The organism is Bradyrhizobium sp. Rc3b, assembly GCF_900114915.1.
Taxonomy (GTDB): Bacteria; Pseudomonadota; Alphaproteobacteria; order Rhizobiales; family Xanthobacteraceae; genus Bradyrhizobium.
Genome location: NZ_FOUS01000003.1, coordinates 214,668 through 229,910, shown reverse-complemented (window position 1 = coordinate 229,910; position 15,243 = coordinate 214,668). Strand labels below are relative to the sequence as shown.

12 protein-coding genes are annotated in these 15,243 nt (G+C 66.0%); 9 read left to right on the top strand and 3 right to left on the bottom strand.

Translation table 11 applies throughout. From position 1 onward, the window contains the following. Positions 1-41: 41 nt before the first annotated feature. Complete coding sequence (locus BM190_RS07910) at positions 42-215, top strand: DUF1328 domain-containing protein (protein ID WP_018319670.1); 174 nt, start codon at positions 42-44, stop codon at positions 213-215. 16 nt (positions 216-231) lie between these two features. Here the strand turns inward: BM190_RS07910 and BM190_RS07905 are convergent, their stop codons facing one another. Continuing rightward, a complete protein-coding gene (locus BM190_RS07905; protein WP_018319671.1) occupies positions 232-738 on the bottom strand; it encodes a thioesterase family protein in 507 nt (168 codons plus the stop codon). 84 nt (positions 739-822) lie between these two features. On the opposite strand from BM190_RS07905, the gene BM190_RS07900 reads away from it, so the two are divergent. The 3 genes from BM190_RS07900 to BM190_RS07890 all read left to right on the top strand — a co-directional run bounded on the left by BM190_RS07900 (position 823) and on the right by BM190_RS07890 (position 4,087). Continuing rightward, the gene (locus BM190_RS07900; protein ID WP_092253968.1) at positions 823-2,247 is read left to right on the top strand and encodes an FAD-binding oxidoreductase; all 1,425 of its coding nucleotides are present in this window, start codon (positions 823-825) and stop codon (positions 2,245-2,247) included. Positions 2,248-2,381: 134 nt separating this feature from the next. After that, positions 2,382-3,680 carry a Spy/CpxP family protein refolding chaperone gene (locus BM190_RS07895; RefSeq protein WP_092253393.1) on the top strand — a complete coding sequence of 433 codons (1,299 nt, stop codon included), beginning with the start codon at positions 2,382-2,384 and terminating at the stop codon, positions 3,678-3,680. Between the two features lie 35 nt (positions 3,681-3,715). Then, complete coding sequence (locus BM190_RS07890) at positions 3,716-4,087, top strand: hypothetical protein (protein ID WP_026202237.1); 372 nt, start codon at positions 3,716-3,718, stop codon at positions 4,085-4,087. 52 nt (positions 4,088-4,139) lie between these two features. On the opposite strand, the gene BM190_RS07885 is transcribed toward BM190_RS07890, so the two are convergent. Continuing rightward, the gene (locus tag BM190_RS07885) at positions 4,140-5,612 is read right to left on the bottom strand and encodes a caspase family protein (RefSeq protein WP_092253391.1); all 1,473 of its coding nucleotides are present in this window, start codon (positions 5,610-5,612) and stop codon (positions 4,140-4,142) included. 425 nt (positions 5,613-6,037) lie between these two features. Here BM190_RS07885 and BM190_RS07880 point away from each other — a divergent pair, with 425 nt between their 5' ends. The 3 genes from BM190_RS07880 to BM190_RS07870 are packed head-to-tail and all read left to right on the top strand — an operon-like array spanning position 6,038 to position 9,933. After that, positions 6,038-7,069: a TRAP transporter substrate-binding protein gene (locus BM190_RS07880; RefSeq protein WP_092253389.1), complete on the top strand. Its 1,032-nt coding sequence runs from the start codon at positions 6,038-6,040 to the stop codon at positions 7,067-7,069. Continuing rightward, entirely contained in the window at positions 7,069-8,943 is a 1,875-nt protein-coding gene (locus BM190_RS07875) for a TRAP transporter large permease (protein ID WP_244550622.1), read from the top strand. The genes BM190_RS07880 and BM190_RS07875 overlap by 1 nt, the downstream gene beginning before the upstream one ends. A gap of 12 nt (positions 8,944-8,955) precedes the next feature. Beyond that, the gene (locus BM190_RS07870) at positions 8,956-9,933 is read left to right on the top strand and encodes an NAD(P)-dependent oxidoreductase (RefSeq protein ID WP_092253385.1); all 978 of its coding nucleotides are present in this window, start codon (positions 8,956-8,958) and stop codon (positions 9,931-9,933) included. Between the two features lie 6 nt (positions 9,934-9,939). Here BM190_RS07870 and BM190_RS07865 read toward each other — a convergent pair whose 3' ends face one another. Next, a complete protein-coding gene (locus tag BM190_RS07865; RefSeq protein WP_092253383.1) occupies positions 9,940-11,106 on the bottom strand; it encodes an ABC transporter substrate-binding protein in 1,167 nt (388 codons plus the stop codon). A 328-nt stretch (positions 11,107-11,434) separates the two neighbouring features. Here BM190_RS07865 and BM190_RS07860 point away from each other — a divergent pair, with 328 nt between their 5' ends. Beyond that, the gene (locus tag BM190_RS07860; protein WP_244550621.1) at positions 11,435-13,825 is read left to right on the top strand and encodes a bifunctional diguanylate cyclase/phosphodiesterase; all 2,391 of its coding nucleotides are present in this window, start codon (positions 11,435-11,437) and stop codon (positions 13,823-13,825) included. 103 nt (positions 13,826-13,928) lie between these two features. Beyond that, positions 13,929-15,230: an MFS transporter gene (locus tag BM190_RS07855; protein WP_092253379.1), complete on the top strand. Its 1,302-nt coding sequence runs from the start codon at positions 13,929-13,931 to the stop codon at positions 15,228-15,230. Positions 15,231-15,243: the final 13 nt, after the last annotated feature.

Here is a 15,243-nt window from a genome sequence, read left to right as displayed (position 1 = left end):
CCGCGCTAGACGCAGACAGACATCAAGACGAGGGTTTGACCATGCTTGGCTGGGTTGTGACGTTTCTGGTTATCGCACTGATCGCCGGCATCCTGGGCTTCGGCGGCATCGCCGGCGCTTCGATTGAGATCGCCAAGATCATCTTCTTCATCGCGGTCGTTCTGTTCCTGGTCTCGGCCGTGGTCGGCCTGGCCCGCGGCCGCAACAGGGTATAGGCCGCCGGATCACGCGCTACCGCTTCGAGGGCATCGCCACGTTCCGGCCGATGCCCTCGGGGCGCGAGACCGCGCTGTGGGCCTTTGTGACCGCCGCGATGCGCTCGCTTATATCCGGCGGAAATGGCGCGACGCGCCGCGCATTCATGTCCATGTGAAGCGACATGTTCTCGGACGTCGCCGACAGCCAGCCCTCGGTTGCGTGCCGCATCTCCTCGAACGTGTGCAGCCGCTTGTCGTCGGCCTCCAGCAGCCAGACCAGGATCTGCACGGGATCGCCGAGGTGGATTTCGCGCAAGTAACGCACATGGCATTCGGCAGTGAAAGTCGAACCGCCTCGCTCCTTCATGTAGGTCGGCCCGATGCCGAGCTCGGCCCAGAGCTGGTCGATCGCGCGGTCGAACATCACGTTGTAATAGGCCATGTTGAGATGGCCGTTATAGTCGATCCATTGCGGCTCGATCTGCATGATCGAGGCGCGGAACGGCTCGGCTCTGGGCGCTGAGGCGGCAGTCTCCGGCATGTTTCCTTCCAGCTATGCGTCCGGTCGCTTGACTTGACCGGTTTTATATCCTTTGCCACGGTTCTTCTGTCGGGAGGAATGTCCGTGGGTACCACCATCACCAATAATCCGCCGCGGCCGGAGCCGAAAGCCCTCGCGAGCGCGCTGGAGCAGCTTGCCGCACGCTTCGGCAACCGTCTCATCACCTCGCAGGCCGTGCGCGAGCAACATGGCCATACCACCACCTGGATTCCCAACCAGCCGCCGGATGGCGTGGTGATGGCGCAGGAGACCGCCGACATCCAGGACGTGGTGCGGATCTGCGCCAAGAACCGCGTCCCGGTCATTCCTTTCGGCACCGGTACCTCGCTCGAGGGCCAGGTCAACGCGCCGGCCGGCGGTATCTCGATCGACCTGCGCGACATGAACAAGGTGCTGGCGGTCCATGCCGAGGACCTCGACTGCGTGATCCAGCCCGGCGTCACCCGCAAGGCGCTCAACGAGCATCTGCGCGACCAGGGCCTGTTCTTCCCGATCGATCCCGGCGCGGACGCCTCGCTCGGCGGCATGGCTTCGACCCGCGCCTCCGGCACCAATGCGGTGCGCTACGGCACCATCCGCGAGAGCGTACTGGCCCTGAAGGTGGTGCGCGGCGATGGCGAGATCATCACCACGGGCACGCGCGCCAAGAAATCGTCCGCCGGCTACGACCTCACCCATCTGTTCGTCGGCGCCGAAGGCACGCTCGGCATCATCTCGGAATTGACCATCCGCCTGCGCGGCATCCCCGAGACGATCGCAGCCGGTGCGGTGTCGTTCGAGACCGTGCACGGGGCCTGTCAGGCCGTCATCCTGGCGATCCAGACCGGCATCCCCGTGGCGCGCATCGAGCTGCTCAACGCCGCGCAGGTGCAGGCCTGCAACGCCTATTCGAAGCTGACGCTGCCGGAGACGCCGCTGCTGCTGATGGAATTCCACGGCAGCGAGATCGAGGTTGCCGAGCAGTCCAAGGCGTTCGGCGAGATCGCCAGGGATTGCGGCGGCGGCGAATTCTCCTGGACCACCAAGCCGGAGGACCGCACGAAACTGTGGCAGGCGCGGCACGATGCCTATTGGTCCGTGAAGGCGCTGCGGCCCGGCGACAGCATCGGCGTGGTCGCGACCGACGTCTGCGTGCCGATCTCGCGGCTCGCCGATTGCGTCAGCGAGACCGAGGAAGATCTCAAGCGGCTCAACCTGCTGTCGCCGATCGTCGGCCATGTCGGCGACGGCAATTTCCATTGCTCGCTGGTCTGCGACACCAAGGACGCGGCCGAGATGGCGCGCGGCGAAGAGTTCATGCATCGCCTGGTCGAGCGCGCGCAGGCGATGGACGGCACCTGCACCGGCGAGCACGGCATCGGCCAGGGCAAGCAGAAATACCTCCAGGCCGAGCTCGGCCCCGAGGCGCTCGATGCGATGCGGGCGCTGAAGAAGGCGCTCGATCCGCTCAACATCTTCAATCCCGGCAAGATTGTGCCGGAGGCGTAGGCCTTCGGCACAACAAAGCCGCCGCAAGGCCGATGCCGTCCACCGGTCGGGGGCGGGAACTTTCGGCAATCCTGTCGGTTCCAATTCCCGCCAAGTTCCGATGCCTCAATGGCGCGGCTCTGCGGGAGGGTGCGATGGTGCGACCGGTCATTGGAATTGCCGCGATGGCGCTTGCCTGCATGCTGGCGGGCGCGGCTCTGGCCAAGGGCGGCCATGGGGGCGGACATGGCGGTGGCCATGGAGGCGGGCACGGCGGTGGCCATCACGGCGGCGGACATTTCCGTGGCCACGGCGGTGGACATGGGCATGCCGGCGGGCATCATCGCGGCATGCGGTTCACGTCCGGTGTCCGACGCGGCGGGCCCAACTTCGGTCAGATCCGCAACGCGGCGATCCGCCCCGCGAGCTTCCGCAATGCCCTGAACACCAGCGCATTCCGGAATGGCCGGCTGATCAGCAATCCGGCAGCGCGTGCACAGCTCGCGGCAGCGGCCGCATTGGCCGGCTGGAGCGGCGCAAGCAGCGGATGGTGGCAGCATGCGGGCGGCGGCTATGGCTGGGTCGGGCCGCTGTTCTGGCCGTTCGCCTATAACGATCTCTACGACTACACGATCTGGGGCGACGGGCTCGGCTTCTGGGGTTACGGATACCCGGACATCTATGCCGGCATTTTCGGCCCCTATGGCTATGATCGCCTGTCGGCCTATCTGCCGCAGCAATCGCAGGGACGACGACGGGCGCGTAGCGCACCGCTCGATCAGCTCTGCGGCAGTGACCGCCGTGCCATCGCCGGACTACCGATCGATCAGATCGCATCCGCGGTGCAGCCGACGGATGCGCAGGGCACAGCTCTCGATGCGCTCGGCAATGCCTCGATCGACGCCGCAGCGCTGATCCGCACATCCTGTCCGACGCAGGCCGCAGCGACGGCGCCAGGCCGGCTCGCAGCGATGCAGCAGCGCATCGAGGCGATGCAGAAGGCTGTCGAGCTGGTCCAGCCCGCGCTCGACCAGTTCTATGGCTCGCTGAACGACGAGCAGAAGGCGCGCTTCAATGCGCTCGCCGAGGATCAGCGTCGTGCGACGGCATCGAACAATGCGAGGGAATCGTCGGTGCAGGCTTGCAATGTGGCCGCCGCGTTCGATTGGCCTGCTGCTGCGATCGATGAGAGGCTTCGTCCGAGCGACACCCAGCGCGCGGCGCTGCAGGTGCTCCAGGATACCAGCGCAAAGGTCAGCGCATCGCTCAAGGCGGGCTGCGAGCCCAATGACGTGATGACTCCGCCGGCCCGCATGGCCACAATCCGCAAACGGCTCGATGCGATGCTGGACGGGATCAAGTCGGTGCGCGCGGCGCTCGATGATTTCTATGCCACGCTCAACGACGAGCAGAAGGCGCAGTTCGAGGCGATCGGGCCGCGCCGCACGTCCTGAACGGTGCAAGCCAATAAAGGCCACGGGTGGGGGCAATGAAGTGGTTCGCAAGGCGGCAGCCGGCCGACATCTGGGATGAGCCGATCCAGGGACCGATCGGCGATATCGACGCGGCGGAGCGCATTCGTAACATCTGCGAGGCTGCGAGAGCGGGCGCGGAGGCTGTCGGAGGCTCCGCACCGGCTGATAAGCGCGAACGTGAGCGCTTTGAACGTGCAGCCCGCGTCGCGATGGAGATTGCGATGAAGATCGCGGACGATCTGATGCGTGACGATGCGGTCCGCCGCATCGTCGACCTCTGCGTGAAGGCAAATGATATGAAGACGGCGCAGATCCTGTTTCGCGCGATCCAGGCCGGCTGGATCCGGGAGGCCGTCCAGCACGACTATCCGGCGCTGGCGCAGTAGATCCGGCTCGCGCGTCGGGCGCGAGCCGGATCTATGTCAATGCTGGACAGTCTCAGTATCTGCGGTAGTCGCCGCGATAATGGTCGCCGCCGCCGCGGCCGCCCATTCCCATGCCGATCCCGATTCCGATGCCGATACCCTGCATCACGGCGCCGGGCGGTGGGCCGGGGGGCGGCGCGCGTTCGTAGACCACTTCCTCGGGCGGCGGGCGGCGCTTCGGCGGCGTCTCGACCACCTTGCGCTTGGGCGGGGTGTCGTCGACGCGCTTCTTGATCACGGGCGCGACGCTCGGAGTGACCGGCGTTGCCGGTGTCGTTGGCGTCGAGCACGGGCAGGTCGGGCCCATCGCGACGGCGACCGGGATCGCTGCGGCGGCGACGGGGACGCCATAATTGCGGTTCTGGACGCGGAGCAGCAGCCGGCGCGCAGTCGCGGCGAGGTCGCTATTGTCCCAATTGGCCAGGTAAGCCTCGAACGAAGCGCGGGTGTTGATCGCGGTTGCGCGCTCCCAGGCCAGCATCTGGCGCCGCCGTTCCAGCACCGTGCGCACGCGCGGCGTGCGGGTGTCCTGCGCGTACAGCTCGATATAGGCCTGATAGGCCTCCACCGTGTCCTCGGTGATCACGAGCTCATACGCGACCATCGCAGGCTTGCCCCGCAATTCCTTGCGCCAGTCCTCGAGGCTGCGCGTGCCCCCGGCGAGCGCCATCGCGTTCGCGCCCGGAAGAGCGGGTGTGCTGCCGCTGCTCTCGCCGAAGAACTTGAAGTCGGTCGTCAGCGAGGAGCTTTCCCAGGGGATCTGTCGGCCGTCGGTCGATTGCGCAACGGCGACGCGGATGCGCTTGAACACTTCCTCGATCGGCAGATTGGGCTGCTTGGCGATGGTCAGCGCGGCCGTGGTGTAAGGGCTGTCGATGCCGCTGCCGTCCTCGGCTTCGGCGCCGGGGGAGGTCGAATAGGAGATGAAGGAGCCCGGCGCGCCGGCCTTGGTGTCGACGATCGCAAGGCCGTGGCCGGCGCCGCTGAGCGCCGGGAACGGATTGTTGCGGCAGGCATCGAGCATGAAGATGCGCGCCCGCGTCGGCAGCGCACCGAGCGTGTTGAGCATGTCGTTCAGCCGCACGCCCTGGAGCGGAATGTCGGCCTCGCGCTTGGGATCGAGATCGACAGGCACCAGGTAGTTCTCGCCGTCGATCTGCAGGCCATGGCCGGCATAGAACACCAGTGCCACCGTGTCGGCGCCGCTGGCGCTGACCTTGCCGGCGAAATCCGAGATTGCCGCGCGCATCTCGTTCTGCGCCAGGTTGGCCGCCGTGGTGACGGTGAAGCCGGCATTGCCGAGCAACTCCGTCATGCCCTTGGCGTCGTTGGCGGCGTTGGGCAGCTCGGGCACGGTGCGATAGGCGGATTGTCCGATCACCAGCGCGAGCCGCGCTTCGGCTGCAGCGTCCGTCGGCGTCATCAACTGGGCGAGGGCGAGAAAACCGGAAGCAAGAAGCAAATTGGAAAGGACTGGACGGCGCATGGTGTCACCTCCATCGGCAATATTTGCGATGATGGCACCTTTTCTACGTCTGCGCCATGACGCCGTCTGTGCGCTGGATCACGCTGCGCGCTGCGGCAAAATGGGGCAGGCGCCGGCCCATGCGCGATGCATCGGTCTAGCCCCATCCATGTGAATCACGCATTGATCCATGCTCCAATTGGATTGATGCAGGCTCGACGCGACGGGGCCCATTGCGCGGATATGGCCGTAGGCCGATCACTATCGCAAAATCCCCGGGAATCGTAGCCGTTTCGGAGCGCTCACGGACTTCCCAACGCACTTCGCGCACGCTCTGCGGTGGCCGGCCGCCCGCTTGCCTGCGCCGTCGCTTTGGCCATAAAGTCCGCGCAACAGGCCACGGCAACGACCGCGGCGAACAAAAATAATGTGGGAGAGACCGCACCATGACCATCGTGCCCGTGAATCGTCGCGCGTTCATCAAGTCATCCGCGGCGGTCACCGCCGGCCTCGTGCTCTCCCCCGCCATCATCGGCCGCGCCGAAGCCGCGACGCTCAAGCTGAAATGCTCCTCCTCTCTGCCGAACGATCCCAAATTCGCCAACGGTCGCGTCTACTACGACAACCTCGTCAAAAATTTGAAGGGCAACGGGCTCGGCGAGCAAATCGAGGTCGCCTTCTTCCCCGACAACCAGCTCGGCCAGGAGATCGACGTCATCAACTCGGTGAAGCTCGGCGTCATCGATCTCATGGTGTCAGGCTCCTCGATCTCGGCCAATCTGGTGCCGCTGGTCGGCACCTACGATCTCGGCTTTCTGTTCTCCAGCTTCCCGCAGCAGACCAAGGCGTTCGATGCCGGCGCCGCCAAGCCGATCGAGGACGCCCTGCTCAAGGGCGGCAACATCCGCATCATCGCCTGGGCCTATAATTTCGGCTCGCGCAGCGTATTGGCGAAGAAGCCGGTGAAAACGCCGGAAGATCTCGCCGGCCTCAAGATCAGGACGCTGCCGAACCCCGTCATCACGGAATGCCTGCGGCTGATGGGCGCCGCCGCGACGCCGCTGGCCTTCGGCGAGATCTACACGGCCTTGCAGGCCGGCGTGCTTGACGGCCTGGAGCACGATCCGCCGACGATCCTGGCCAGCAAGTTCTTCGAGACGGCCAAATTCTACGCCCTGACGCAGCATAATTTCTCGCCGCTTGCGATCTACTTCAGCGACATGACCTACAACCGCATGGACCCGAAGCTGCGCGAGGGCTTTCTCGACGCCGCGAAGAAGGCCGCGGCCGACACGCGTGCGCATGGGCTTGCAGTCGAGAAGGAGGCGCTGGCCGCCTTGACCGAGAAGGGCGTGACCGCGGCCGAATGCGACCGCGAGGCCTTCAAGAAGCGCGTCGCGCCGCAGATCGAGAACTTCATCAAGGCCCGTCCGGAGTCCAAGGCCGTCATCGACATCATCCGCGCGACGCAAGCCTGATGGCCAGGTCTGAGATGGTGGTGGCGGCCGCCGTGCCCGTTTCGGCCGGCCGCCACGGCAGCATCGCCCTGCTGCTTCGGCTCAGCGATGCGATCGCGGCTATCCTGCTCGCCGCCGATCTCGTGGTGGTCTGCGTCTCGGTGCTGCTGCGTTTCTTCTTCAACGCGCCGGTCGAATGGTCCGACGACGTCGCACGCGGATTGATGGTGGGCTCGGCCTTCTTCGGCGCCGCGAGCGCGCTCGCGCGCGGCGAGAATGTCGGTGTCTCCTTCTTCCGCGATCTCCTGCCGCTGCGCCTGCGCACGCTGGTCGATGCCGCCGGCGCGCTGCTGGTCGTGCTGATCTCCGGCTACGTCGCCTACAACGCCATCAAGCTGGGCTCGTTGACCGCAGGCCAGACCACCGGCTCCGGCCTGCCGCTGGAGCTGACCTTCTATCCGATGGGCGTCGGCGCGCTGTTCATGACGGTGTTCGCGATCGACCATCTCTGCGCGCGCCCGTTCCCCGACATCATCAGGGGGCTCGTTGCGATCATCATCGTCACGGGCCTCTATCTGGCTTGGGATTACCTGTCGCCGTCCTCGGTGCCGTCGGCGGGCACCTTGATGCTGATCGGCTTCTTCGTAACGCTGTTCGGCGGCTTGCCGATCGGCTTTGCGTTGGCGCTCGCTGCGCTCATCTTCATCTGGGTCGAGGGCGCGCTGCCCGGCGTCATCTTCGCCCAGCAGATGGCGCGCGGGATCGACAATTTCGTGTTGCTTGCGATCCCGTTCTTCATCCTCGTCGGCTACCTCATGGAAGCCAACGGCATGTCGGTGCGGCTGATCGAGCTGCTGCAGCGCGCAGTCGGGCGCATGCGCGGCGGACTGAACGTCGTGATGATCGCGTCCATGGTGCTGTTCTCCGGCATCTCGGGCTCGAAGATGGCCGATGTCGCCGCGGTCGGCTCGGTGCTGATCCCGGCGGCGCGTCGATCGAAGCAGAACCCCGGCGGCGCGGTGGCGCTGCTGGCGGCGTCCGCGGTGATGGCGGAGACCATCCCGCCCTGCATCAACCTGATCATTCTGGGCTTTGTGGCCAATTTGTCGATCGGCGGCCTGTTCGTCGCCGGTCTCTTGCCGTCGGCGCTGATGGCGCTGGTTCTGATCGCGGTGTCCATCATCTTCGGCAAGCGGCCGGACAAGGTCGAGGACGTCGAGCCGCAGATGCCGGTGTCGGGGCTCTGGAGCGGCGCGATCGCCTCGTTCGGCCTGATCTTCATGATCTTCTTCGGCTTCAAGAGCGGCTTTGCCACCGCGACCGAGATCTCGGCCTTCGCCGTGGCCTATGCGCTCGTGGTCGGCAGCGTGGTGTTCCGCGAGCTCAGCTTCAAATCGGCCGCGCATAGTTTCGTGCAGGCGGCGACGCGCGCCGGTCTCGTGCTGTTCATCGTCGCTGCCGCGCAGTCGCTCGCGTTCACGCTGACCTTGCAGCAGGTGCCGCATGCGGTCGGCGATTTCATGCTCGGATTGTCGAAGACCTCAGGCGTCTGGCTGTTCATCCTGCTTGCCATCGCCGTGCTGATCGTGATGGGCTCGGTGTTGGAGGGCGCGGCCGCGCTGATCATCTTCGGGCCGCTGCTGCTGCCGGTCGCGGTGCAGCTCGGCGTCGATCCCCTGCATTTCGGCGTCGTGCTGGTCATCGCCATGGGCATCGGCCTGTTCGCGCCGCCGCTCGGGCTCGGGCTTTACGGTGCCTGCCTGATCGGCAACGTGCCGATCGAGCAGACGGTGAAGCCGATCATGGGTTATCTCGGCCTGCTGTTCCTTTGCCTGCTCGTCATCGCCTTCGTGCCGTGGCTGAGCACCGCGCTGCCGCGGGCATTCGGCTACTGAAGGAGTTTTGACGTGAAGGTTCTGCTCGCGCACACACCGGAGATGCGGCGCAATTACTATGGCGATCGCAGCCTGAGCGGCCTACGCGCGGCCGCCGAGGTGATCCTGCACGAGAGCGACGAAACCCTGGACGCCGCCGGCCTCGTGCGCGCGGCGAAAGACGTCGACATCATCGTCGCCGATCGCATGACGGAAGGGCGCGGCGAGATCTTTGCGCAGCTGCCGCGTCTGCGCGCCTTCGTCCGCTGTGCCGTCGATATCCGCAACGTCAATGTGGAAGCGGCCTCAGAGGTCGGCGTGCTCGTGACCCGCGCCGGGCCCGGTTTCGTGCAGGCCGTTGCCGAGCTCGCACTCGGCTTCATGGTCGATCTCTCCCGCGGCATATCCCGGGCGACGGCGGACTACCAGGCCGGCCGCAAGGTCGAGGCGCGGATGGGCCGCCAGCTCGCGGGCAGCAAAATCGGCATTATCGGTTACGGCAGCATCGGCCGTTATCTCGCCGAGGTCGCACAGGTGCTGCGCATGGAGGTGCTGGTCACCGATCCCTTCGCAACCGTCGGCGATGCCGCGATCCGGCAGGTCGGTCTCGATGAGCTCCTCGCTGCCTCCGACTATGTCGTCTGCCTTGCCATCGCCAACGAGCAGACCGAGAATTTGATCGGCGAAGCGGCGCTGGCCCGCATGCAGAGGCATGCCGTCTTCATCAACCTCTCGCGTGGCAATCTCGTCGATGAGCCGGCGCTGGCGCGCGCGCTGCTGGAGCATCGCATCGCCGGCGCGGCGATGGATGTCGGCCGCGCGCCCGACCAGATGCCGACGCCGGAGCTGGCGAAGCTTCCCAACGTCATCGCGACGCCGCATGTCGGCGGGCTGACGCCGCAGGCGATCGAATATCAGTCGCTGGAAACGGTTCGGCAGGTCGAGGCAATCGTCAAGGGCGAGATTCCGCCGGGTGCCGTCAATGCCGAGCGCTGGACGCGGCGGCCGTGAGCGGCTTCATAGCCGGTCCACCGCCCTGAACGTTCCGTCCTTCTGGATCACCGTCAAAAACACCTTCGGCGGCGCATCGATCATGCGGATGCCGACATTGACGGCGCTGCCGCTGATGTCGAAGCGGCCGACATCGTTGATGGCGCGGAGCAGGCTCGCGCGCGTCGGGTTCGGCCCGGCCCTTTCCAGCGCCGCGGCCGCAAGCCGGCCGGAGAGATAGCCTTCCAGCGACACGAAGTCCGGTGTCAGCGTCGGATCGAACGCCTTCTGCGCCGCCTGGTATTCGGCGACGAGCTTGAGCGAGCGGTCCCATGGAAACGGCACGACCTGCGAGACGATGACGCCTTCACCCTCGGGGCCGAGTTCCTTGGCCAGCGCATTGGCGCCGACGAAGGAGACGTTGACGAAGGTCGGATGGAAGCCGCTGCGGTGCGCGAGCTTGATGAACTCCGCGCAGGGCCCATAGGTCCCGACCATCACGATCGCCTCGGGTTCGGCGCGCCTGATCACCCGCCAGGCTGCGGTGACCGCGCGGGTGTTGCGCTCGAACGTGCCCTCGGCGGCAAGCTCGAGGCCGCGCTTGGCGAGCGCGCGCTTGACGCCGACCAGACCGTCCCGGCCGAAGGAATCGTCCTGGTAGAAGATGCCGATGCGGGTGAAGTGGCGATCCTCGGTGAGGTGCTTGATCCACGCCTCGGCCTCCGCACCATAGCTCGCGCGGATGTTGACGACGTTGGCAAGCTCGAGGTCGCGCAGGAATTCGGCGCCGCTGAACGGACCGATGAAGGGAACGTTCCTGGCGCTGGTGATCGGAATTGTCGCCATCGCGGTCGGCGTGCCCACCGCGCCGATCAGCGCAAACACCTTGTCGTCGTCGATCAGGTGCAGCGTCTGCGCCACCGAACGGTCGGGGTCGTAGCCGTCGTCGCGGCTGATGAGCTGGAGCTTGCGGCCGTGGACCCCGCCCTTGGCGTTGATCTCGGTGAATGCCGCGACGATGCCTTGCCGCATGCGCTGTCCGAGCGCGGAGGAGGGCCCTTCCAGCGCGGCGGCCTGGCCGAACAGGATCGCATCCTCGCTGACGCCGGCCTCGTCGGCTCTCGCCGCCAGCACGGTCGCGGCGAGGAGCGCGATGGCCAGGACGAGGGATGTCGCTGATCGAAATCGATACATCAGGGAGTTTTGCCGAATGATGGGGAGGAGCCTTGCGCAACATATTCCTGCGAGCCTGAATAGCTCGCTAACCGGCGACGTGTCGGCAGCCCGTAGTACTCCGGGCAAAACCGGCAAGTTGTTTCCAGAATGCCGGATCATTCGGGCACTTCATTAACTAATTCACGCGTTGCGGAATGGAGGGGTTCCGAAATTGTGCAGTTCTTAACCGCGGTCTTGTTCCGATAGCGGCGCCGGCATCTCAACCAGAGGTTCGGTTCGTCGCGGACAGGGGGACGGCGGCTTCAAGATGGGCGATCGCGATCAGAACGATCAGGATCGGAGGCGTATGACCGGATGGTGGCGTGCCGCGCCGCTGCTCGGGCTGTATCGCCCTGCGCTCGTCGCGGTCGGCGTCGGTCTTCTGTTTTCGGTCGTGGGCGCGGCCGCCGTGGCGCGGTGGGAGGATCGCGTCAACAGGATCGAGTTCGAGAACGCGGCCGAAACCGAAGCGATCGTCATGCAGAACGGCATGGGCGAATACATCTCCCGGCTCGTCGCGTTGCGCACGCTGTTCGAATCGACCAACGACGAGGTCACCCGCAGCGAGTTCGAAACCTTCAGCGCCCGTCTGTTCGAGCGCCATCCCGGCATGCTGCGCATCGCCTGGTTGCCGCGCGTCAACCGCAAGGAACGCGCCGAATACGAGACCGCGGCGATCGCGGACGGCGTGTCCGGCTATCGCATCAAGTCGCTCCAGGGCGCGGGCTTTGCGACGGCGCCGCAGACCGATGAATATTTTCCGGTGTTCTACTCGACCCAGCCGAAGACCTCGGCGGTGTACGGCATGGATTACGCCACCGTCCCGGAGCGCCTCGCGGTGCTGGAGCGCGCCCGCGACAACGACAAGGTCGCAGCCATTCGCACGCGCTTGTTCGAACCGAAGGAGGGCGGCCGGCTGCCCGACGTCCTCGTTGCCGTTCCCGTCTACGCCAAGGGGACCTCGCGCGATACGGTCGCGGACCGGCGCCGCAATCTGGCCGGCTTCGTGGTCGGCATCTTCGACATGCCGTTGCTGATCCAGGCCATTCGCGTCACGACCGGAGCAAGCCCCGCGGTCAGCATGAACGTCTATCCGCCTTTCACGGCGCAGATCGTCAGCCTGGAGCAGATGCTGCCGGATTATTCGTCGGCGGCCACGGCGCCGCAATCGATGCGGGACGTTGCGCGGGCGCTGCACTGGGCGGGCAGCCTCAAGATCGGCGACACCGATTGGCAGGTGCGGGCGGTTCCAACCGCCGGCGGTCCGCTGGAGACGACTTACGATCGCGCCGGCGCCGTGCTGATCGTCGGCATGCTGCTGACGCTGTCGCTGTCGACCTATCTCATGCTTGCGAGCCGCAATTCGCGGCGGCTGTCGCTGGCGAACCGGCGGGTGCTCGAGCTCGCCCAGACCGACATCCTGACCGGGCTGCCGAACCGCGCCTTCTTCCTCACCCGGCTCGACGAGATGAACAGCCAGCTGAGCGTGCGGGGTCTGCCGTTCTCGATCCTGATGCTCGACCTCGACCGCTTCAAGAACGTCAACGATTCGCTCGGCCACGGCGCCGGCGATGCATTGCTGCGCCAGGTAGCGCAGCGGCTGAAATCCGCCGTGCGCGCCAACGACGTGCTGGCGCGGCTCGGCGGCGACGAGTTCGCCATCATCCAGGAAACCGGCGAGGATCAGCGCGCCTGCTCGACCGAGCTGGCGGCGCGGATTGCCAAGCTCTTGACCGAACCGTTCCTGCTGCCTGGTCACCGCGTCGAGATCGGCACCAGCATTGGCATCGCCATCGCGCCGGATCACGGCAGCGATCAGGAGCAATTGCTGAAGAAGGCGGACCTTGCGCTCTATCGTTCGAAATCGGCAGGCCGCAACTGCTTCACCATCTACGACGAGGCGATGTCGGCCGAGCTCGAGGCGCGCAACACCCTGGAGGGGGATCTGCGCGACGCCATCGCGCGGTGCCAGCTGGAGGTGCACTACCAGCCGTTCGTCGACGCGCTGAGCGGCGCGCGGCGCGGCTTCGAGGCGCTGGTGCGCTGGCGGCATCCGACACGCGGATTGATTCCGCCGGACCAGTTCATTTCGCTTGCGGAGGAGACCGGGCTGATCGTGCCGCTCGGCGAGTTCGTGCTGCGGCGCGCCTGCGCGGATGCGGCCGGCTGGCCATCGGATCTCGCGGTCGCCGTCAACCTGTCGCCGATCCAGTTCAAGGAGGCCCGGCTGTTCGAGGTGATCTGCGCGGCGCTCGCCGATTCCGGCCTGCCGCCCCAGCGGCTGGAGATCGAGATCACGGAATCCGTGCTGCTGGAGCGCGGGGTCGAGAACCACGCCTTCATGCAGCGGCTGAAGCAGCTCGGCGTCGAGCTCGCGCTCGACGATTTCGGCACCGGTTATTCCTCGCTCAGCTATCTGACGGCGTTCCCGTTCGACAAGATCAAGATCGACAAGTCGTTCATCCGCAACCTCACCCAGCAGCCGCGTAGCTCCGCCATCATCTCCTCGATCGTGACGCTGGCGCGCGGGCTCGACATGTCGGTCACCGCCGAGGGCGTCGAGACCCGCGAGGAGTACGAGCGACTGAAGGCGCTCGGCGTCAATTTCGCGCAAGGCTATCTGTTCGGCCGCCCGCAGCCGATCGAGCGAATCCTGTTCGACGCGCCGGCCAAACCCTCGCGGCGCGACGCCGCCTGAGATCTCCCTGACGCATCTCGCTCAAGGGGCATGCGCGAAAAGCGCTTGACCCGGACATCTCCAGATGGTCGGAAGGATCGTCTAGGGATGAAATAAGCACAACATGCGGCTTCCGTTCTTCTACGGCTGGGTCGTGGTCGCCGTGACCTTCGTCACCATGGCCATCGGCGTCAACGCGCGTACCGCCTTTTCACTGTTCTTTCCTCCCATCATCTCCGAATTCGGCTGGGAGCGCGGCGTCACCGCGGGCGCCTTCTCCTTCGGCTTCGTGGTGTCTGGCGTGGTCAGCCCGCTGATCGGCCGCCTGATGGACCGCGCCGGCCCGCGCGCGGTGATGGAGCTCGGCGTCGTGCTGATGGGCGGCGGATTGCTGCTTGCGCCGCTCACCAGCGCGCCCTGGCACCTCTATGTCACCATCGGCGTCATGGTTGGTGCCGGATCGGTGTGTCTCGGCTATTCCGGCCAGTCGCTGTTCCTGCCGAACTGGTTCATCCGCAAGCGCGGCTTCGCCATCGGCATCGCTTTCGCCGGCGTCGGTATCGGCTCGGTGACGCTGCTGCCATGGGTGCAGCACATGATCGAGCAGACCGGCTGGCGCACCGCCTGCACCGCGATGGGCCTGCTCATCCTGGTCGTGCTGGCGCCGGTCAATCTGCTGCTGCACAAGCGCCCGCAGGACATCGGCCTCGAGCCGGACGGCGATGTCGTCCCGGCCGCAGGTGCGGCCGAGCCGATCTCCAATGTCGTCGATCCCGTCTGGGTCGGGACCGACTGGACGCTGAAACGTGCCGTCGCGACCGCGCGGTTCTGGTGGATCGCACTCGGCTATTTCTGCGGCCTGTACATCTGGTACGCGGTGCAGGTGCACCAGACCAAGTTCCTGCTCGACATCGGCTTCAGTCCAGGTGTCGCGGTGTGGGCGCTCGGCATCGTCAGCCTGCTCGGCATTCCCGGCCAGATCCTGCTCGGCCATGTCTCCGACCGGATCGGGCGGGAATGGGTGTGGGCGATCAGTTGCGCCGGCTTTGTGATCTGCTTTGCGGCGCTGATGGCGCTGAAGTTCCAGCCGTCGCTGTGGCTGGTCTACGTGATGGTGTTCACGCAAGGCGCGTTCGGTTACGGCCTCACCTCGATCATGGGCGCGGTGGTGTTCGAGATTTTCCAGGGCAAGCACCAGGGCAGCATCTTCGGCACGATCATGCTGGCGGCGTTGGCAGGCGGTGCCGCCGGACCGTGGGTGACCGGCTTCCTCTACGATCGCACTGGTGACTACACGCTCGCCTTCGCCATCGCGATGATCGTGAGCGCCTTGTCGGCGCTCTCGATTTGGCAGGCCGCACCGCGCAAGGTGCGGGCCGTCGCCGGCCGGCTGCACAAGCTTCACGCGGGAACCGGCGCGGATTAGTTCCGCACGCATC